Origin of the sequence: Oceanobacillus sp. MO10714A (genome assembly GCF_037072045.1) — a bacterium.
Lineage (GTDB): Bacteria > Bacillota > Bacilli > Bacillales > Amphibacillaceae > Oceanobacillus > Oceanobacillus indicireducens.
Map to the genome: position 1 here is coordinate 1 of NZ_JAXHDC010000034.1, position 19,342 is coordinate 19,342.

Annotated in this window: 20 protein-coding genes and 4 pseudogenes; 4 read left to right on the forward strand and 20 right to left on the reverse strand. The window is 35.3% G+C overall.

Annotated features, from left to right (window positions below):
• Positions 1-336: 336 nt before the first annotated feature.
• From SPD53_RS14450 to SPD53_RS14490, 9 genes are all read right to left on the reverse strand, one after another.
• The gene (locus tag SPD53_RS14450; RefSeq protein ID WP_336252990.1) at positions 337-1,299 is read right to left on the reverse strand and encodes a VanZ family protein; all 963 of its coding nucleotides are present in this window, start codon (positions 1,297-1,299) and stop codon (positions 337-339) included.
• A gap of 655 nt (positions 1,300-1,954) precedes the next feature.
• The gene (locus tag SPD53_RS14455) at positions 1,955-2,869 is read right to left on the reverse strand and encodes an NAD(P)/FAD-dependent oxidoreductase (protein WP_306068092.1); all 915 of its coding nucleotides are present in this window, start codon (positions 2,867-2,869) and stop codon (positions 1,955-1,957) included.
• Between the two features lie 547 nt (positions 2,870-3,416).
• A complete protein-coding gene (locus SPD53_RS14460; RefSeq protein ID WP_033826668.1) occupies positions 3,417-3,818 on the reverse strand; it encodes an Rrf2 family transcriptional regulator in 402 nt (133 codons plus the stop codon).
• Between the two features lie 443 nt (positions 3,819-4,261).
• A complete protein-coding gene (locus SPD53_RS14465; RefSeq protein WP_156987653.1) occupies positions 4,262-5,104 on the reverse strand; it encodes a metal ABC transporter permease in 843 nt (280 codons plus the stop codon).
• Complete coding sequence (locus SPD53_RS14470; protein WP_033826670.1) at positions 5,050-5,757, reverse strand: metal ABC transporter ATP-binding protein; 708 nt, start codon at positions 5,755-5,757, stop codon at positions 5,050-5,052. Before SPD53_RS14470 ends, SPD53_RS14465 begins: the two co-directional genes overlap by 55 nt.
• 130 nt (positions 5,758-5,887) lie before the next feature.
• A complete protein-coding gene (locus SPD53_RS14475; RefSeq protein WP_156987657.1) occupies positions 5,888-7,426 on the reverse strand; it encodes a metal ABC transporter solute-binding protein, Zn/Mn family in 1,539 nt (512 codons plus the stop codon).
• An 18-nt stretch (positions 7,427-7,444) separates the two neighbouring features.
• Positions 7,445-7,582, reverse strand: coding sequence for a hypothetical protein (locus tag SPD53_RS14480; RefSeq protein WP_154665482.1), 138 nt, complete (start codon positions 7,580-7,582; stop codon positions 7,445-7,447).
• A 208-nt stretch (positions 7,583-7,790) separates the two neighbouring features.
• Entirely contained in the window at positions 7,791-8,780 is a 990-nt protein-coding gene (locus SPD53_RS14485) for a ZinT family metal-binding protein (protein ID WP_336252991.1), read from the reverse strand.
• Positions 8,781-8,886: 106 nt separating this feature from the next.
• On the reverse strand, positions 8,887-8,988 hold the full coding sequence (locus SPD53_RS14490; RefSeq protein WP_407637999.1) for a 50S ribosomal protein L33: 102 nt from the start codon (positions 8,986-8,988) through the stop codon (positions 8,887-8,889).
• 776 nt (positions 8,989-9,764) lie between these two features.
• Here SPD53_RS14490 and SPD53_RS14495 point away from each other — a divergent pair.
• Positions 9,765-9,929: a hypothetical protein gene (locus SPD53_RS14495; RefSeq protein ID WP_164217494.1), complete on the forward strand. Its 165-nt coding sequence runs from the start codon at positions 9,765-9,767 to the stop codon at positions 9,927-9,929.
• Positions 9,930-10,087: 158 nt separating this feature from the next.
• Here SPD53_RS14495 and SPD53_RS14500 read toward each other — a convergent pair.
• The 6 genes and pseudogenes from SPD53_RS14500 to SPD53_RS14525 all read right to left on the reverse strand — a co-directional run.
• Positions 10,088-10,407 (reverse strand): annotated as a pseudogene (locus SPD53_RS14500) (sigma-70 family RNA polymerase sigma factor); the annotation flags it as partial.
• 433 nt (positions 10,408-10,840) lie between these two features.
• Positions 10,841-11,008, reverse strand: a complete 168-nt coding sequence (locus SPD53_RS14505) for a helix-turn-helix domain-containing protein (RefSeq protein WP_164217496.1) — start codon at positions 11,006-11,008, stop codon at positions 10,841-10,843.
• Positions 10,992-11,429: an RNA polymerase sigma factor gene (locus SPD53_RS14510; RefSeq protein WP_164217536.1), complete on the reverse strand. Its 438-nt coding sequence runs from the start codon at positions 11,427-11,429 to the stop codon at positions 10,992-10,994. Before SPD53_RS14510 ends, SPD53_RS14505 begins: the two co-directional genes overlap by 17 nt.
• A gap of 458 nt (positions 11,430-11,887) precedes the next feature.
• Positions 11,888-13,069 carry an acyltransferase family protein gene (locus SPD53_RS14515; RefSeq protein WP_336252992.1) on the reverse strand — a complete coding sequence of 394 codons (1,182 nt, stop codon included), beginning with the start codon at positions 13,067-13,069 and terminating at the stop codon, positions 11,888-11,890.
• 73 nt (positions 13,070-13,142) lie between these two features.
• Complete coding sequence (locus SPD53_RS14520) at positions 13,143-13,364, reverse strand: hypothetical protein (RefSeq protein WP_057983495.1); 222 nt, start codon at positions 13,362-13,364, stop codon at positions 13,143-13,145.
• Between the two features lie 24 nt (positions 13,365-13,388).
• The gene (locus SPD53_RS14525; RefSeq protein ID WP_336252993.1) at positions 13,389-14,102 is read right to left on the reverse strand and encodes a GAP family protein; all 714 of its coding nucleotides are present in this window, start codon (positions 14,100-14,102) and stop codon (positions 13,389-13,391) included.
• Positions 14,103-14,198: 96 nt separating this feature from the next.
• Here SPD53_RS14525 and SPD53_RS14530 point away from each other — a divergent pair, with 96 nt between their 5' ends.
• Entirely contained in the window at positions 14,199-14,804 is a 606-nt protein-coding gene (locus tag SPD53_RS14530; RefSeq protein ID WP_336252994.1) for a TetR/AcrR family transcriptional regulator, read from the forward strand.
• 556 nt (positions 14,805-15,360) lie between these two features.
• Here the strand turns inward: SPD53_RS14530 and SPD53_RS14535 are convergent.
• Positions 15,361-16,113 carry an alpha/beta fold hydrolase gene (locus SPD53_RS14535; RefSeq protein WP_336252995.1) on the reverse strand — a complete coding sequence of 251 codons (753 nt, stop codon included), beginning with the start codon at positions 16,111-16,113 and terminating at the stop codon, positions 15,361-15,363.
• Positions 16,114-16,432: 319 nt separating this feature from the next.
• On the opposite strand from SPD53_RS14535, the gene SPD53_RS14540 reads away from it, so the two are divergent.
• Positions 16,433-16,702, forward strand: coding sequence for a TetR family transcriptional regulator (locus SPD53_RS14540; protein WP_442946221.1), 270 nt, complete (start codon positions 16,433-16,435; stop codon positions 16,700-16,702).
• Between the two features lie 75 nt (positions 16,703-16,777).
• Positions 16,778-17,098 (forward strand): annotated as a pseudogene (locus tag SPD53_RS14545) (Rrf2 family transcriptional regulator); the annotation flags it as partial.
• A 571-nt stretch (positions 17,099-17,669) separates the two neighbouring features.
• Here SPD53_RS14545 and SPD53_RS14550 read toward each other — a convergent pair.
• From SPD53_RS14550 to SPD53_RS14565, 4 genes and pseudogenes are all read right to left on the reverse strand, one after another.
• Positions 17,670-18,314 (reverse strand): Vat family streptogramin A O-acetyltransferase, encoded by a 645-nt coding sequence (locus tag SPD53_RS14550; RefSeq protein WP_164217509.1) that lies wholly within the window; start codon positions 18,312-18,314, stop codon positions 17,670-17,672.
• A 17-nt stretch (positions 18,315-18,331) separates the two neighbouring features.
• Positions 18,332-18,568, reverse strand: a pseudogene (locus SPD53_RS14555) (Vgb family protein); the annotation flags it as partial.
• Positions 18,569-18,662: 94 nt separating this feature from the next.
• Entirely contained in the window at positions 18,663-18,803 is a 141-nt protein-coding gene (locus tag SPD53_RS14560; RefSeq protein ID WP_212967284.1) for a hypothetical protein, read from the reverse strand.
• Between the two features lie 38 nt (positions 18,804-18,841).
• Positions 18,842-19,322 (reverse strand): annotated as a pseudogene (locus SPD53_RS14565) (transposase); the annotation flags it as partial.
• Positions 19,323-19,342 lie beyond the last annotated feature (20 nt).

The following is a 19,342-nucleotide window of genomic DNA, read 5'->3' on the forward strand; positions in this document are numbered from 1 at the left end:
GTTTTTCCTACTTTTATATCCCTCGATATTGATTAAATGAATTTATTTTGTGAGAAAATGCGCTAGTATAAATAAGAATTTAGGAGGAACAGAAACTATGACAGTCTCAATGCGTTTAAGAAATGCTGGCAATAAAAAAGGCAGAATCTATCCCCGTTGACAAGCTCTATCGTTGTGCTTACCTTTACGATATTAAGTATTCACTAGTTTCGGTTTCGGATATTTAACTATATGTTTATTTAGCTAAATCTTTAATATGAGTTTTCAAGGTCTTTCCTCAACCACCGCATGTTTGGGGTGGAAAAAAAGACCATTATCTTGAACAAAACGTTTGGATCAATTCCAGAAATATTTCATTTCCCTAAACCCTACATCCCAAAGCTTTATATTTCCCTTAACGACTATCATAATCTTGCTTGTACGTTCAAGTGGAATTTCAAACATTTGTGGGAACAATTCCGGATAATTCATTTGCTCCGTTCCAGAGCCGGATAATACCTCACGACCATCGACTAAAACTCGTATACCTCCATCACTATCCATTAAGTCCGGTATTCCATAATAAAATGAAAAAATAATCTCCTTCTTGGACGTATACGTGTAGGTTTCACTTCCTTTGCTTTTGGCGTCAAATACATTATATTCAGGTTCAACGTTTTGACCGCTAACTTTAAAGCTGTACGGTTTTGTTCCTGCTGTTGTATGCCCGGAACTATCTTTCAGTTCATTCAAAGCTATAAAGGGACCCTCTGCTTTGGTCAACGTTTTCTCCACAATTCCGCAAATTGCTAATACCCCGATTAGAAGAACAATACACGAGATACCGGTAATAGCCATATTTAGCCAAAAGTTCTTTGTCCGATACCCCAGTTTGTGCGCTCCGAATCCAATGCTTGCACCTAAAGAGTTTTGTATGGCATCGTTAATATCAAAGCTTCCGAGCAAAGTTAGTGCCTGTATGGTTTCGATCACGAGAATAGACAGGAAGAACAATGAAAAGAAACGAATAAACTTCACACGGAATAACAATGGAATCAATATGCCGAATGGAATGAAGGCTGCCACATTCCCTAGATCTACGAAATCCATCAGAGTAGGATGCAGAAAATCAGAAATCTTTGGCAAATGGTAGAACTCAATCGGAAAGAAAATAAAGGTGACCCCAGTCGTGCTTGCAGATGCACCTATTCTGCCGAAAGCGAAAAAAATAAAATATAGTATCAAAATAGTATAAAGAATAGTTACGGTAAAAATAACTGTACGTTTTTGTGGCAATGTTTTTTTGCCCTTGGCAGTCATATAAAAACACCTCCTGAAACAGTGTATCAAAAGTCATGTGTAAAATACATAGTATTGGAGAAAGCTGGATTACAAAAGAGGAGGACATTAAGACAAAATAGACTTCTGCAAAATGTATATGAAGATATTGACGTATATGGAACTCTTCAAGTAGAGTACAGGAATTGTTACTGAACTAAAGGGGGCTTCACAAAGAAGGAATGGCTCCTTTTTTGTGGAAATAATCTCATCTCTGGTTGTCTATCCGCTTCGTGGACAGAATTATCCTCCACACCGACTAAATATATTTACGGTTATTTCCACAAATTGACACGCCTGTTTTAGGACCGTTTTGCACAGTGGCAAACCGTGCAGGAGTATCCCTGCCACCTTTTCTAAAGAGTTGATTTATAAATGGTTCTGAACATAACTCACTACGAGTATATATTTTCATTTTTGTAAGCTATTATCACTTCATTTTTTTCAAAAATTACCATTGTTGAAAATGCTCCCCAAAGATAGAAGGAGATTTTTATTTTTAATCTGTCTACCAATGAGGAGTATTTCATAGTGCTGGAATCACTTTCTTCAAGTAGCTCGGCCTTATAAAAGTGTCTTTTACAAAGGGTACATTATAAATTTAAGGTCCTCTTCATAAATATATTTAGAATTTGAATCAAACGTTGCTCTTCTGCCATTCTTCTCGATTTAATTCTCCGTTTATTGCGGCTGCGGATCCAGCGCCTGAAGCAGCTGCAACAATAGATTGGTGCAAGTGTGTAGTTGCATCCCCCGCTGCATAAACACCAGGTACACTTGTTTTTCCAAACTCATCGACTTCAATTATTCCTGTATCCGATATACGGCAACCAAGTGCGACTGGCAATTCGGATCCAATTACCAATTCTGATTTGAAGAAAATTCCTGTGCACGGAATTTCTGTTCCATCTTCAAGCTTAACATGGTTTACCATGCCCTCATTTGATTGGATTGAATGAATTGGCGTATTGAATACCGGGATATTATGTGCACGCAATTCTTCACGTTCTGCTTCACTCAATTCATCAGGACCATTTGTACAAACTACTAACTGCTTCGACCACCCAGAAAGCAATGGGACAAAATGCATTAATGTCGCTCCTCTGTTTATGACAACTAATTGCTGATCCCTTAGTTCCCAGCCATCACAATACGGGCATACAAACGCACTCTTACCATAGACCTCCGCCAACCCTGGTATACCAAGATCACGCTCCTTCATTCCGATAGCAAACAACAGTTTTCTTGCGGCTATCTTCACCGCTGAAGCAGTTTCCAACAAAAATTGTCCATCTTCACCTACTATCAACTCGACCGTATCTTCCAAATGGGAAACCGACGGATACGTGCGAAGCTGTTCTTTTGCAATATTTCTAAATTCATGTGGGCTAATGCCATCACGTGTTAAAAAGGCATGAGCCTCTCTAGTGACAGCATTACGCGGTTGCCCCTCATCGATAATCAATGTCTTCTTCCTAGCTCGTCCTAATATAAGTCCAGCACTTAAACCAGCAGGACCTCCTCCAATAATAACAACATCAACTTCCTTCATGATTAACTCACTTCCTCTTATTAGATTAACTTTCCAAATGTGTATACGCCCAATAATTACTCTGTACATCTCATATGTTGTTAAGACCTAACCAGTACTACTGAAAATAACCATAATTCAGTTTATACTGTATTCTAACTGTGCTACGATGATTACATTACATGTTGGCATCACCTCCTTACATAAGAACTCATCCACTAGCTCATTTGACTTTTAAATAATTCGCACATCTTTGAAACACCATCGATAGGCGCTGATTTTCTCTGTATATGGATTTTTCAGTCATAAATCCCTAGTAAAATTCGATGACAGTTAGCGATATGAATATGCAGACTACGTACAGAAACTCCTCCTTAACTTTCGATTTTTTTCCTATAATCTTTCGGGGACATCGTTTTACAATACCGGATTAAAGATCGCTGTATCTTGAATCAACTTATACGGTACTTTTATACATGTTCATTTTTTGAATCTCCTAATTTTTTTTATAATTTCATTAAAGATTTTATAGATATATATTATCTATAATTGGTTGAAAGAATATGTGCTAGAAAACGATGTTCATTTCCTGCACAAGATCGGACATTTTTTTATTTCTCAAATGCTCTTCCATTTTTTCCTCTGCTGCCAATACTACTCTTTGAATCGGACAATCTGGCCCGTGATCGAAACTACAATCAAACAAAGAGGCTGATCCCTCAATCGCATGAATAATGTCAAGAAATGAAATATCTCCCCAATTTCGTTTCAGCCTGTATCCACCATTCACTCCTGTTATGGATTCAATCATACCAGCCTTTACTAGCTTGGTCAGTATCTTGGACAGATAAGTTGGTGACACCTTTTGCTTCTCAGCAAGCAGCTGAACGCCAACAGGTTTATCCGGAGTCGCTGCAGTAAGAAAAAGCATCGTATGTAGAGCATAATCTGTAGCCTTTGAAAACTTCATTTATCATCACCCTAATTAAGGATTTTATTTATCTATAATAACTTGAATGTTGTTAGACGCCAAGTATAATGCATGGGCTATTATATTATAGTAGTTAGTCGAACTTCTTGAAAATGCTCTAATCGTGACTATAAATCCCCATTTCTCTCGTTATGAATGGTAATGCTTCTCTTATATATTCTTCTGCAGACACATTACTATGATATTGTCAATCTATTGTTACTCTATGCACCCAACTTAGTATAACAGCTTATAACCTATCCTTCTTTCTAATAATAGCTTGTAGAAATATTCTTTTAGTTCTTTTTTTATAATTTTTATATATTTGATTTGAAGGTTTCAATGATTTTCATACATTGAGAATTAAGTAGAGTTTGGAATTTAGTATTTGAAATAACAATTCTACGACGTAAACTCGATTTGTCTTTTCTGCTTATTTCATTCTAGCCTTGACTTTTATTAAATAGTCTATCAAATTTCAAGTAATGTAACATGTACTTTGCAAGTGTTATGACTGCAAAAATCAACATTAAAATTATTGTGATGGAAGCGCCTGGTGGTGTACCCAATTCATAAGAAGCGACTAAACCACTTAACATGCCGACAAGTGCAATGACCATTCCATTTAATATGACACCGTAGAAGCTTTTGCTTAAACGAAGCGAGATAGCTGCAGGTAAAATGATAATGGCTGAGACAAGTAAAGCCCCGACAATCGGCATTATTACTGCTATTGTGACCCCTGTTAACACATTAAACAAAATCGACATCATTTTAATAGGCAGGCCAACTGTAAAAGCTGTTTCCTCATCAAATGTAAGAACATACATAGGTTTTTGATATATTAAATATAATAATCCGATAATTATCGTTAATCCTAGTAACATCCATATTTGTTCTTTGTTAATAGTAACAATTGAACCGAATAGAAATTGCGTTACACTTAATGTAGTTCTACCAGCACCTATTTCCATCAAGACAAGCGCTACTGCCATTCCGACAGACATTAATATGGCAATCGAAATTTCAGAATATGTGCGATAAATCTGACGCAAAAATTCAAGTAGAATTGCGATGATGATTACCACGAGAATATTGGTCCATGTCGGATTGATACCAATTAACAGACCTAGCGCTACCCCAGCTAACGAGACATGAGATAAAGTATCTGCCATTAGTGATTGCCTACGCAATACCAAAAACAATCCTAATATTGGAGCGATTAATGAGATTAAAAATGAAGCTTGGAAAGCTCTTTGCATGAATCCATAGAAAAACATCTCCAAGGTGAGTCCTCCTTCCGTATCAACTCAATGTGTTTATTAGCGTAGTGACGAATCTCTTCATGATCATGTGTAACCATTAAAATACCCTTGTCATGCTCTGTACTATTGTGCTTCAATAATTTATAAAATTCATTACGTGAATGTACATCCATTCCAATTGTAGGTTCATCTAATATAAACAAATCTGGATCTGTTGAGAACACACGAGCAATTGATATCCGCTGCTTTTGTCCACCTGATAATTCCCCTATCTTTTTATGACGCATCTCCCACATTCCCACTGATTCAAGGGAACGACGAACATGCTCTTTATCTTCTTTATCTAACCTTTTAAACCATTTGCCTCTTTGAAAACGCCCTGACTGCACCAGTTCTAGTACAGTGCTCGGGAAACCTGCATTAAAGGAAGCGACCTGTTGGGAAACATAGCCTACAACTAACTTTTCACCCATACGGTTTTTAGATGAAAGTTGAACACTTCCTTTTGATGGTTTAAGGAGACCTAAAATATTCCGCAAAAGTGTTGTCTTAGCCGCACCATTTTCTCCCGTAAGCATCACAAAATCTCCTGGATCCACTTCAAAAGAAATATTTTCTAGTACTGGTTCATCTTCATAATGAAAGGCAAGATTTTTCACTTTAATATAATTCATATTAAACAACCTTTCTATTAGTTAGTTTATTCTTTCTACATATTCAAAATATGTAGCATATATAGCATTCTATTAATTAATAAATAGAATAATAATTTTCTAGTATCCACTCATCTAATTAATCAACATATTATTGAATACTTAACTGTAGAGATTTCAGGTTCTCACGCATTGCGTCTAAATAGCCTAAATTCTTATCATGTAATTCTTTAGATATTACTTCTAAATCATATAGTACTGCTGTCTCCGTTCCTGTTTCATTGGCGACAGTTTGTGCAATTGCTGAGTTAGCTCCTTGTTGATAATAGATAACTGGCACATTATATTCTTTCACTAAGTCTCCAATCTCTGCAATACGTGAAGGACTTGGTTCGACTTCTGTAGATAAGCCACCAATAGCAATCTGCTCTAAATTATAACGCTTAGCAAGGTATCCAAACGCTTGGTGTTGTACGACAAACACCCGATTTTTTGCATCTTTAAATGCGGATTCATAATTTTTATGCAATTCATGAAGTTCTTTAATAAATGATTCCGCATTTTTTTCGTAGATGTCTTTTCCATCTGGATCCGCATTAATAAGTGCGTCACGGATAACCTTTACTTGCTCTTGTGCCAAAACTGGATCTAACCAAATATGAGGATCTTGATTGTCATGATTGTCAATTAAAACGGACACTGGCTCTGATTCTGCGTAAACATTATGATCATTATCATAAAGTACTGCTTTAACTTCAAAACTTTCTTCAGACGTTTTATACTCAAAATGGTCCGTTTCTTGACCAGTGACTACTTCCCATTCTTCATAATGGTTTTCGCGTGTAAGCCATTGCCAATTCTCAAGGTCAGTCTCTTCTTTAAGCTTAGCAACAAGTGAAACGACATCTCCTGTATGATAATGATCAGCAATCCCGATTATATCCACTTTTGCAGTTGTTTCTTCACTTCCATGTTCGTGGTCATGGTTTTGATCGTGTCCATGATGATTATCAATAACAATTTCTATTATTTCTGACTGTGCAATTTCATTATGAGCTTCATCATATAATACCGCTCGCACCTCAAAACTTTCTTCAATTGCTTCATAATTGAATTCAGGTCCAAATTGATTTGGAACAGTTTTCCACTCCTCGTCAGAACCTTTTCTTGTATACCAATGCCAATGATCATAATCTACACCTTCATCAATTTCTGCAATTAACTTAATCATGTCACCCTTATGATAATGGTGCTCAACACCATTAATTGTTATAATTTCAGTAGCTTCATGATTTGTTTCATGATGATGACTATGTCCGTGGTCATGATTGGCTAAATCAACACCATCCGCTGCACGAGCTATAACAAGATTATCGTTTTCAATTGTTTTGAGTAGGCTGCTTACCCAATGCTCCATATCTTCACTACTATAAACAAACACGTCTGCTTCATTGACATGTGCCACGTCTTTAGCACTTGGTTCATAGTGGTGTGCATCTTGCCCATCAGAGACCATTAACATTACGTCTGCTCGATCCCCAGCTACTTGTTTAGTAAATTCATACATTGGATAAAATGATGTTATAACCGAAAGCTTATTATCTGAAGTGTTTTCTTCATTTTGACAGCCAAAAAGAATAACACCAATCATTGTAATAAGTAAAATTGCCACTAAGCTATTTCGTTTCATTTCTTTCTCTCCTTTTACCTACATTAAAAATTTATCTCCTTTAACTCCCTCTAAAAATGATTCATTATCAAATGTGGTGGTGAGAAATATATCTTTCTCGATTTTTAAACCTTTTTTGACTAGAGTCTTTCCCTCTTCTTTGTCTTTTTGTTTCACAGCTTTTGGTGAACAAAGAGGGGGGAGTCTGTTTTTTGTCCTATTTTTAGGTATTGATTCAACTCACCACCACATTCATTATAGAGCCCTATAAATCTATAAAGGTTTATTTTTTTCTAAATAAAATATCTTGAGAAGAATAGAAACAGACATTGTCACTGATACTGCTTTTTAACATCTTTATTGGCAAGTTACTTCTAAAATGCCACTAATGAGCTAACATATCACGCACTAGACCTTCTGCATCTAACTCCGCTGGATAATATGTTGGCCAATTCGTAACTTCTTCTAATAGTTCATCTCGATCATCTCCCCAGTATAAATGGAAATGATCTGAGTCGACTGGAAAAATGTTATGATCGCTAAATTGAATATATTGAGGCATACCTTCTGTTCCATCTACTAATTTATAAATAAAACGAACTCCTCTATTACCTTTTTCATAAGTAAGGATTTCATATCCATCTGATTCGTACTCACCTGAGTATTCTTTACTGTTTTGGTAGAATGTTACAACATTATTCTCAATCTTGATGTGATCTACATCTGTTTCATATCCTACTGTGTAATACTCTTTATACTCTTCAGCAGTCATATCTCCGTTTTTTGCTTTATGTTCAAACACAACATCTAAATCTCCAGATAAAAGATATGGATAAACAGACTGCCAATCTCCATCCCAATCAGATAACTCACGGTCTATCACTTGCTCGTCTTCAAAATATCCTTGATAGATTCGTTGACTTGCTTCGTCATGTCCATGATGATCATCAATGACGATTTTAACTGGCTCTGATTGAACGATTGGCTCGTGATTATCATCAAACAAAACAACTTTTAATTCTAAGCCATCAGTCGTTGCCTCGCCTATGAATGTTTCTGTTTCCTGACCTGAAACGACTTCCCATTCTTCACTTGTACTTTCTCTACTATACCAGTGCCAATGTTCATACTCTGATTCTTCATCTAATACAGCTGATAACTCAATTTTATCTCCAGTATGATAATGCGCTGCGAGACCTTCAATTTTTATCCCAACTTGTGTCTCTTCATCATTCGAATGCTCATCAACGTGATCGTGTTCCTCATCATGAATTTCTTCTTTCCCTCTTACTTGCTCTTCTTTCATTCCTTGACATGCTGTTAAAACCAAACAAAGTAATAACGAGCTGAATAAACCAATTAGTAGTTTCTTCATTTTCTCATCTCCAATCTTCTATCTATTATTTTTATATAAAACGTAATTGTTACGTTTTATACCTCATACTTATCCAAATCAATACATCTTTTTGTCTAGATTGAAATTAATTATTTTGTTTCCCGATAAAAGTATGTCTTTTCAAACGAGAACAAAACTTTTTGTTTGCAATACGGTCAAGATTTGTTCGCTTATTATTTGTAATAATATAATTTCTGTCGCTTGCTTATGTAGATGCTAAAGTAATTTTGACTCCCATTACTTTCCCCCCCAAATAATTGATATGTTTCTTTGCGTAGACATTGTTGCTTCTAAAATAAAATTATTTCGAAAACTAGAATATACAAAAACTCGATGTATTGAATTATTAAGTTAATATTCAATCGATTCTTGAGGATAAAACGTAATGATTACGATTTGAAATGTACCTCATTATTATAAATCGTAATCATTACTATTTGCAACAGTTTTTTCTCTCACATACTAAATAATAGCAATCAGCTAATTTCCCTAATCATGTGGACTTGAAAATTGGTTGTGTTTTAAATTCGGTAATTGCGAAGATCTCAACTCCTCTTTTATTTTCTATAACCTAAATGGACTTATAAAAAATCTAACATTTAGGAGTCACTACCATTAAACGGCATTTATTTGTTATACAAGCCCTTGTTATTTAATATTTTTAATTGCAGTTGTATACATAAATACCGTGTTGCTTACTTGATTTACTCGATGTTAGAAATCTTTAGCTATAAATAGTCAAAGAAAACATCCGCACCTCCGAATTTGTACATTTGAATTGAACACTTTTTCACAATTAAATACACTTCTAATAAACTGGGTTATTTAGTTTATTGGTAGGAACTAATGGATTAGAATTAGTGTTATTTATGTGTTGAGATTCATCGTTTACATGACAACGCATTAAGGATTTCGTAAGTTGCGAGGAAGTTAAAAGCTTTACGTAAAACAATCTATAAGTATTTGAATATGACATTTGAAGAAGCTTGTTTAATGAAAGCGTTTTCGAGGAAATTATTAAGCCTTTTAAATACAGGTGAAGATAATAATGCTGTAAAATGTATTATTGAAAAATATGCCAATCTATCTGATTTTGAGCTTACGTTGTCTAAAGTAAAAATTTCGTAAATAATAATTGTATTCAACTAACATCTATCAGTTTGGTTCAAATTGGTTCTAGTAACATCAATTTCAACCCTTTTTCATACATTTTTATCCATATAACAATTCCCAAAACGTTGATATAAAAGGATTTCGATGGATTAGGTATATTTAGATTTCATCTAGACATTTCTCATATCCATAAAATAATAAAGTATAATAATCCTGCGTTTTTCTTTGTCAGGTTTCGTAATGCTTCACTTAACAAATCACTTTTTACACCAATGTTAGAACCGTACACTGTGAACATTTGCAAATCCGTGGCATAGTGATCAAAAGTAAATAATTGATTCACAAGAGAATTCTCTGCATTAGAAAAGGAAATTTCTTGTTTTGAAATTCTCGATAGATTTTTGAAATGATTTTTACGCTCATCTTCCATCGCACTCTTACAGATATAATAAAATTGATTTTCTATGGTTGGTTGAAAAGAAGATGGTTTCATTTTTCTCACCTCCTTTCGTGTCATAAAAGGAAGTGAGCTATACTCTATTTTCTCCCTTTGTACTAAGTCCCAACACAAAAGAGATGTTTGTTGCATAATTGAAAAAAACTACTTAAAAAATTCTCAACAAACAAAAAACACATAAACAGATTGCTCAGTCTATTTCTATTGTATCGCCAATAGAAACACAATTCAGCCTGTAATATCAGAAATGATGCCATATTTTTTCATTAATTTATTTTGAACCATGTAATATTCTTTCTCGGTAATTATTTACGGGTTAGCAGTTGTTTTAACATAGCAATTTGCATACTATAAGGAATCAAGTTCTGTTTCAAAAAACACGCCCCCTTATAATTAATCAATTAAGACGGCTGTTGGTACAGCTCCACGGGAATTTCACCCCTGCTGCAAGTATTCCTTCCAGCTCTACTCATAGCTTGCGACGCTTTGAACGCTCGAACCATGACGGTAGAGGAGTATAATGCAAAATAACGTAATTCATCGCTTCTGGATCACCCTTATTTGCAGCTAAAATAATTGGATACGGTAATAAGCCACATTCGTTGTCCTTTGTGTTAGCATCAATCATCCCAGTCATCTGCATGTTCCTCCAAAAATCGCTTTAACCTTTTAAAAGAGCTTGTCCGTCTATACTGAACCGTACTACGAGGAATCTCTAGTAGTTCGGCTATTTCTACATCTGATTTATCAAAAAAATAGTATAGTAGGACTGTCTTACGCTTTTCTATTGGCAAAGTCCGCAACGCTTCAGCGAGTAATTTCGGAGTTATTTTCTTTCCAACCACTTGAACACTTTGTCCTTCTTCTCCTTCATATTGCTGATCTAAGGTATAGAGTTGATTTTCTTCTTGTGGTGTGAGATCAGAAAATGTCATCTCCTTTGCTTGTCGTTGTTGTCTTTCGTTGAAAATATTGATTGCTTCATTCTTCAATACACGTTTACAAAAAGCATTAAATGCACAGCGAACTTGCCACTCGGTACGATCTGGTTCTATCATGCATTTCCTCTCCTTTCGCAACTGCAAAGGTGGGTGATGATTTCCCCTTTCATAACCTTCAACAAGATTTTTTATGAAATGCCAAAAATAAGAGCAATATTTTATTCATTAAATACAAAAAAGCCCAACTGAACATAAGCCAGGTGGGAGTAAAAATTTATACATATTATTAAATGGAAAATTCTATTTAAAAAGTTGAAATCCTTAGTTCAAGAAGAAAACAAATTACGACAAAACAAAAAGTAAAAGTAGTATATGAGCTAAGGCACGATTATCCTGTGAAGGCATTACTCAAAATTTCCGGTATTCCACGTAAAACTTATTATTATAAAATTAATACTTTTGAGCACTCAGATAAAAATTCAAAGTGGAAAAGGCTTATTAGTTCTATTTTTGAGAAGCATAAGGACAGATCTGGTTATCGTCGTATCCTCTTTTCTTCTTTAATATTCACCATCCTAAAGAATCTTTGACGCAAAGGGAATCTGCTTAATTATATAACTTAACAAGAAGCAAAGTGGTATCGTGATCAGAATCATAGCTAGAAACATGAAGGATGGTGGAAAGTGGATGACCTTCAATCCAGCAATAACAATAGCGATAATCGGTATATGAATGATGTAAATCACGAAAGAATGGGCTGACAAGAAGCTCCAACCTTTTCCTTGATGAAAAACTCTTTTGCGAAAGAATATGATTAATCCGAGAATGACGCCAACACAAAATAGAGCTTCCCACAGAGAATAAACCAAAGATGTCCAGTTCCAGCCACCAGAAAACTGTAATCCGTCTGCCCCAAATAACAAGACTAAGGGAAGAAGAAGAATCGATGCTCCAATTGCAATTCCAAAACCCGCCCTCCCCATAGAATCAGGAGTATTTCGAAACCAATTACGTTGGTAAGCGATGATACCCAAAATGAATAGCTCGACATATTGCGGGAGATCATAGCCACTTGCTGTAAAAAGTCCAACAAATGATTGAACCTTGGGAGATCCACCGGGTAAATCAAGAGCAGGGACCCACAGTCTTATGGTGAAGTATCCTGCTGCTAATATCATTACAAAGACTGTAAACATCCTGTAGGTGGGTGGTGTACTCTGCCGAACTACTGATAGCTTATTTTTACTCATAAACTTCGCCCAGACTGCGTATAAACAAACGAATACGAAAAGTAGCTCGACGTACCACATCGGCCCGTAAGTTAAATGTGAAAAATAGGTTTGCCATGTAAATGGCTCTTGGTTAAGTATATAGGCTTCAATTGCTTGAACTTGGCTAAGAATGAAAATATAGAAGATAAATGGGATTAGGAATCGGATAGATCTATCTTTGATAAACCGAGTTGTCCCATTTCGTTCAATAGATAAAGGGACAAAGTAACCAGAAATAAGAAAAAATGTCCCCATAAAGAAAGTCTGGTTAAAAGCAAGGAATAGAAGACCCATTACAACCCCAATAGAACCTTGTGTTAATACCTCGTTATAGATGGAAAAATACACCAAATGATGAAGCACAACCAACACTGTAAGAGCTCCTCTTAGGTTATCAATAAAATATAATCGTTCTTCCTTTTGGGGAGACAAGCTCCCTATATGTCTTAAATTCATAATAATTCTTACGTTCCTCTCTATAAACATTTAAAAATATATTTCAACGGAGCATCCGCCAAACTGGACGGCTATGTATAAACCGTCCTATTTGCTCTATATTTTAATTTTCTCCTTTAGTTGTTCCGCCTATTTTCCAAGAGGCTAAACTTATGACCCCACCAACTACAATAAAAATAATGTCCATAACAATTTCAAATCCCTGAAACGCATTAATATAATTTACCAAAAACCAACTTTTTCCACCATTAGTCAAATGATTGATTAATCCGCCTACTCCCTGTATAACGAAAAGTAGACCAAGTCCACTGATAATTTCTTTCATGATGAACACCTCATTAATAATTTTTTAATTTAATATGCCTCTAAGACCGATGTTGAAAAAAACCGCACCTACGACTCCTATCGCTACCAAGAGTGAGGAAATCGGAGCTTCATTTAATTTTGATCTAATTTTATTTAGAAATTGTTGCAGTCTCTCTTTAAACATAATATTAACCCCTAACAAAAGAAGAGAAGGAAGCACCATTACAAGATTGTAGCCAATTATAATAAAGATAGAAGAGGAAGGCTCAATTGTTAGGTGATTCATTAACAAAATGGAATAAAAGTAAGGCAAAGCAGTTACAAATTCAATTAGAAAAACAATGATACCTAACATGATCATCCCTTTCATCGTTGTTTTTTGGGGTATAAATGAAATTAAACGTTTTTTTGTAGTATCATTTGGTTTACAGAAGCTAATTAGAGCCATAACTGCTCCAAAAAGGAGATAAAACCAATTGATAAAGTCAAATTCAGATAATTTTCCGATTCCTTTCAATAGTGAATCTCCACCAAAGTATAGGAATAAGCCCATGATGAAGTAGCCAAACTGCGTAATAAACAAAAAAACAAGCAAGCGAGAAGATAATTGATTAGGCTGTGTCAATAATAAATAGGCTGTTACAGCAAGTACACCAGGACTTAATATATCAACTAATGCGCAAATAGAAATAATTAGCAAAGCTATTGATGTGTCTATTGATGAAGAAGGCATTAATGCTTCAATACTTTCGATCAAATATAGAGTACCTCCTTTTTATATGTTATAATTTAAATAACACAGTGTGTTGAAAACATAATAACACACTGTGCTAAAAAGGGGAAGTGATTTTTTATGCCGAGGATTGTTAATCATGAAAAAAAGAGGAAGTCAATTGCTGAGGCCGCTTGGAGTATTATTAAGAAAGAGGGAATCGAAAAAGCATCTATAAGAAGAGTTGCTATTGAAGCAGGCATGTCTGCTGGAGCGTTAAGACATTATTTTTCAACTAAGGATGAAATGTTATTATTTATCATGGATTATTATCTGGAAGAAGGGAAAAAACGTTCTCAAAGTAAAAGTTGGTCAGACAATCCATTGCAGGCGGTTGCGGAAGTTTTATTAGAGCTCATACCAATTGATGAAGAAAAGAAAATCGAAACGAGTGTTTGGTGGATCCTTGCACTTCAGTCACTTACAAGTGATACTTTAAAAGAAAAAAAAGATGAAATGACTAACGGTATGTATGAATTAGCAAGTTCAATGATCGAGATATTAGCTCTACAAGGGATTTTATCTGATTCAACTAATGTAAAATTAGAAAAGAGTAGGCTAGCGGTATTAATTGATGGATTGTCCATTCATGCTCTGTTAAGACCTGATGTCTACTCTCCAGATAAGGTGAAGGAAGTAATCCGTTATCATTTAGAAACACTCTGCAATGAAAGTCAATTGAGTTAGTTGATCATGTATCAATTTTATTCAACGGGTTAGTAGATTTAGTTTTTAGAAGTTTTTCACTTAAAAAGTGCTTAATAATATTTTATATTGTTTAAGCAATTTTATAGGTTTGAAATAAGAGTATTCTTTACCGTTTGGAGACAAGTAAACATCTATACAAAATGTAATTAAAAGGCGATTAACTATTTGGGTCAATCGCCTTTGTGAATATTTCTTTATAATTTTAAAATCATATTAAATTATAAAGTCTTGTTCTCTACTTTACTTCAAGCTCCTAACCAGTGCATCCATACTACCCCAAGTTAGCGTAATGCCTTTCAGCAATCCCATGTCCAAAAAGCTTGAAGAGAATCTGCTGAAACAAATACTGAATGACTGCCCAAACCAATGAATGCCATCGGGTAGTATTCTCGCTTTTAGATGATAAGTAGTCCCTAAAGACTTCTGACGGTATTCTTATCAAAACCACATTCAGGACAACGTTATGGTTGGTTGATTGCTTCCACTTACGATTTTCCCTAACTGGAACAGATCCCTTATCTGTGTTTTCGCGATATTACCATTCTAGTAAGCTCAAAAAATGACTGATGTGGTCGGAAACCTCCTTAGGATGGGTCAAAGTGATGATGTGATTAGCACCAGGTATACGCACAAAGTTAATATTGGGAATTTCCTTATATAATTGTGCGATTTTAAAGAGATCTTCTGAGTCCTTCTCTCCTATGATAAAAAGTGTCTTTGTTTTAATTTCTCCCAATCTTTCCATCGCTGAATTGGAGGAAGCAGTTTTGAATGTTTTCCAATCAAAAGTCTTTTGAATATTATGTATCATCATTTCACGTAATAAATCGTATACTTTTCCGAAAGAAACGCTCCAGGAAGGCTCGTTTAATGTTATATTAATCATTTTCTCGACATCTGGTGCAGCTTTAGAAACTCGGCTCTCTAATTCCGCATACTCGGAAGAAAATTTAAACCCCGACAGTCCTGGAGCGACCAATACCAGTTGAGACACTCTTTTTGGATAGGTCAGCGTAAAATCAGTTGCAATTTGTCCCCCTAGAGAATGTCCAACGAGGGCACCTTTCTTAATTTTAAGATGATCCAAGAGTTTTCTAAGATCCTCAACATAATCAATGGGTTCATTCGGAACGGGTGACTTCCCTGCACCCCGGACATCAAGAGTGATTACTTTGAACGACTTTGAAAGATGTGGTGTGATGAATTCCCAGTCACGTGAATCCATAGCTCCACTATGAAGTAGTATAACTGGCTTTCCGCTTCCTTTAATTTCGTAATGAAGATCCATCTATTTCAATCTCCTTTCCATGAAAAAAGTAGGCACTGCCCATGACTATCTTCATTTCATTTCTATAATTCCTTCCCTTATCCCCAAACTTGTTAATAAACCATTTATTAAACTTATACGGTTATAAAAAAAGTTTAATGTACCTTACAAATGATTTAATTTCTCAAAAAGGTCCTATTTCACCACTTTGATAATGTCCATCCGCTTTAATGTTCCTATAAGTGATTTCAAGAACCTAAACATCCCCCCTTATTTATTTCACACACTGCGATAAAATTATAATAGCACAGTGTATTAAATAAAAGCAAGAGTGATTTGAGTGCAGAAAATAGTTGATCATGATCACAAAAGAAAAATGATCGTTGAAACAGCTTGGAAAATTATTGAAACGGAAGGTATTGAAAAAGCATCTATCCGAAGAATTGCATCTGAAGTCGGAATGTCTACCAGAGCACTTAGGCATTATTTCTCAAACAAGATAAATTACTATTATTTATTATGGAATATTTTCTTGCTCATGAGAAAGAACGGTCGGAGAATACTGCACGGCGATATCTTCCGTGCTATTTTTGTTAAAGAACAAAATTAAAATCAAGAAAATAATTTATTGAAAGGGGGAATGATAGCTCTTTTTCTACTCAAATCTTAAAAGTCAAAATAGACTGTGAGAGTCCACATATTAGCTGAAAAACTGGAAGTCTCAAGAACCTACCTTTCAAAAATGTTGACCAAATTAGTAAAGGCTGGTTTAATCCATTCTATATCAGGCGCTAGCGGTGGATACATGCTGAAACGCAACCAGAATGAAATATCCTTTTTAGATGTAATCCATGCAATTGAAGGTAGGGCATCTATATTCGAATGCAGTTTTAATCATGGAAGCGAATGCTTGATTCAGCAAGTAATCTTAGATGCGGAACAACAAATGGAGCAACTACTAAAGAACAAAAAAATCATTGATCTTGTTAAAAAACTTAACAACTAGTTGTGACTAGATAAAAACCATTTCTCGGTTGGAGGAGGGCCTGTGCATATCCTTATTTAATTGAAAGCGAAGGAACATCCAGCACACTCGTTTGGGAAAGTATTTCTTAAGAATGTCGAAACTGCTCTAACAGCCCTTGAGGAAAGAAAATAAGTTGAAAATGTAGCGGGCTTGAAGCGTAATTGTGTTTTTTTTATCAAAACCGAAACATAAATGCTTTTCAGTTCTTATAGGATCTATATCTCACTACTTGTCCATCATAACACGTAAAATTCCAAGATTTATGTATCTTTACTTTCACGAATTTCATTAATAAAGAAATCACCTTCCACTTTAGGATATAGGAACCTGTTGTTGAATCACATTCAGGTTCCTATCATTTTTGGGGTGAAATCTATCTCCCAGCGAAAACATCAAATATCTTCGGCAACAGCAATAAGGTCAATCCTCACCTAACTATCGACTCCTAGACAAAATGCTTGTTAAAGTTTTCCTTGTGTCATATTAATTCAATTAAATTCATTTCCAAAAAACAAAACCATATTGGGGAGCATCACAAATTCATATAAGATCAGGGTTTAATGATATTCTTAAGTACGTCAACATCCAAGCTAAGAATTGCATCAATATTATCTAAGATAACTTCGTTTTCTAAGTCCCACCATTTTATTTTTAGTAATTCTTTTATTTTCGATTCAGAGAATCGTTTCTTTATTTCCTTAGCAGGATTTCCTCCAACAATCGTGTAAGGTTCTACGTCTTTTGTAACGATGGACTTGGCTCCAATAATCGCTCCATCCCCGACATTTACTCCTGGCATAATTGTAGCGTCTAGTCCAATCCAGACATCATTGCCTATAACAGTATCTCCTTTTAAAGGTAGCATATCCAATGTAGGTGTATACTTTTCCCACCCGTTTCCGAAGATATTAAATGGGTAAGTGGAACCATCCATGCGATGATTAGCTCCGTTCATTATAAAAGTGACCCCAGGACCGATTGAACAAAATTTTCCGATGATCAATCGATCTCCTATAACTTCATAATGATATAAAACCTGATCCTCAAAAAGTTCTCCATTCTTGCTATCATAATAAGTGTACTCGCCAACTATAATATTCGGCTTTGTTAATGATGGTCTAATAAACTGAAGGTTTTTATTTTCATCTATTGGATATATTCTATTCGGGCTAGGACCTTTTATTTTTTCTGACATATACAATACACTCCTTTTTATGAGTTATGTCTAATACGGCCTATTTTATTACACTCTAATGCAAACCAGATATCCCCATTTGGGTCACATGCGATACCGTGTGGTTCTGCTGATGATGTTGGAATTTCATACTCATTAATTTTCCCATCAATAGCAGAAATTTGACCAATTTTATTTGCTCCCCATTCAGTAAACCACATTTCACCATTCTTTCCCGCAGTAATAGCGTGTGGACGTGAATTTGGAGTTGGAATATATCGGGCCTGAACCCAATCGTCTCAAAACACGAACAAATCAATATTTGCGGGGGCATTTGATGTTTTTGACTACGTGTTTGACTACGTTTAATTATAATTCTTGAACACTTAAACCTTTAAACGCTCGTCCTAATGCTATTTCACCGATTTGTTTAATTGTGTTCCTTCCATCATTCATCGTATAGAATTTAACCCCTTTAATTTTTACATCTTCTGTTTCATCCTCAAACATGATTTCAGCTTCATGTTCATTTCGGCTTTCAGAGCCTACCTAACGCTATCCAAGGCTTGATTAGCCATACGGACAACGTGAAATTTATATACAACCACTTTAGCTTGTGGAAGAACGGTATATACTGCATCTTTATAAGGTTTCCACATATCCATTGTGACGTATTCAATGTAATGTCTGTCTCCTATCTCTGTAAGGCGTTGAATGACTGTTTCCTTGTTACGATTAGGCTTAATATCGAAAATGGTTCTACGCTCTACGTTGGTCAATACAAGACGAGGTTTACGGATGATATATATTTCATCAATCCCAAGCCATTTAGGAGTCTCAAATTGGTATTGTCGTGGGCAAATCCATGATTAGTTGCTTTCGTGAGTCATGTTTGTAAAGTTTGTCAAATCCACATTCTGGACAACGTTCGGGTGGATCTATTGCTTCCACTTTAAACATCATATCAGTTTCATTTTCCTGCGATGGTTCAATTGCTTTAAGGTCTGGTAGAAATAATAGATCCGTCATTTTGTTTGTCCTTTTCTGTC

Excerpts from the sequence above, each read along its gene's own strand:
- SPD53_RS14515 (WP_336252992.1), bottom strand. The coding sequence starts at position 13,069 with ATGTTTATAGAGAGGAACGTAAGAATTATTATGAATTTAAGACATATA.
- SPD53_RS14450 (WP_336252990.1), bottom strand. The coding sequence starts at position 1,299 with ATGACTGCCAAGGGCAAAAAAACATTGCCACAAAAACGTACAGTTATT.
- SPD53_RS14485 (WP_336252991.1), bottom strand. The coding sequence starts at position 8,780 with ATGAAGAAACTACTAATTGGTTTATTCAGCTCGTTATTACTTTGTTTG.
- SPD53_RS14455 (WP_306068092.1), bottom strand. The coding sequence starts at position 2,869 with ATGAAGGAAGTTGATGTTGTTATTATTGGAGGAGGTCCTGCTGGTTTA.
- SPD53_RS14535 (WP_336252995.1), bottom strand. The coding sequence starts at position 16,113 with ATGGATCTTCATTACGAAATTAAAGGAAGCGGAAAGCCAGTTATACTA.
- SPD53_RS14460 (WP_033826668.1), bottom strand. The coding sequence starts at position 3,818 with ATGAAGTTTTCAAAGGCTACAGATTATGCTCTACATACGATGCTTTTT.
- SPD53_RS14530 (WP_336252994.1), top strand. The coding sequence starts at position 14,199 with ATGCCGAGGATTGTTAATCATGAAAAAAAGAGGAAGTCAATTGCTGAG.
- SPD53_RS14510 (WP_164217536.1), bottom strand. The coding sequence starts at position 11,429 with ATGATAGAACCAGATCGTACCGAGTGGCAAGTTCGCTGTGCATTTAAT.
- SPD53_RS14505 (WP_164217496.1), bottom strand. The coding sequence starts at position 11,008 with ATGACTGGGATGATTGATGCTAACACAAAGGACAACGAATGTGGCTTA.
- SPD53_RS14520 (WP_057983495.1), bottom strand. The coding sequence starts at position 13,364 with ATGAAAGAAATTATCAGTGGACTTGGTCTACTTTTCGTTATACAGGGA.
- SPD53_RS14550 (WP_164217509.1), bottom strand. The coding sequence starts at position 18,314 with ATGTCAGAAAAAATAAAAGGTCCTAGCCCGAATAGAATATATCCAATA.
- SPD53_RS14560 (WP_212967284.1), bottom strand. The coding sequence starts at position 18,803 with ATGTTTGAGGATGAAACAGAAGATGTAAAAATTAAAGGGGTTAAATTC.
- SPD53_RS14475 (WP_156987657.1), bottom strand. The coding sequence starts at position 7,426 with ATGAAACGAAATAGCTTAGTGGCAATTTTACTTATTACAATGATTGGT.
- SPD53_RS14470 (WP_033826670.1), bottom strand. The coding sequence starts at position 5,757 with ATGAATTATATTAAAGTGAAAAATCTTGCCTTTCATTATGAAGATGAA.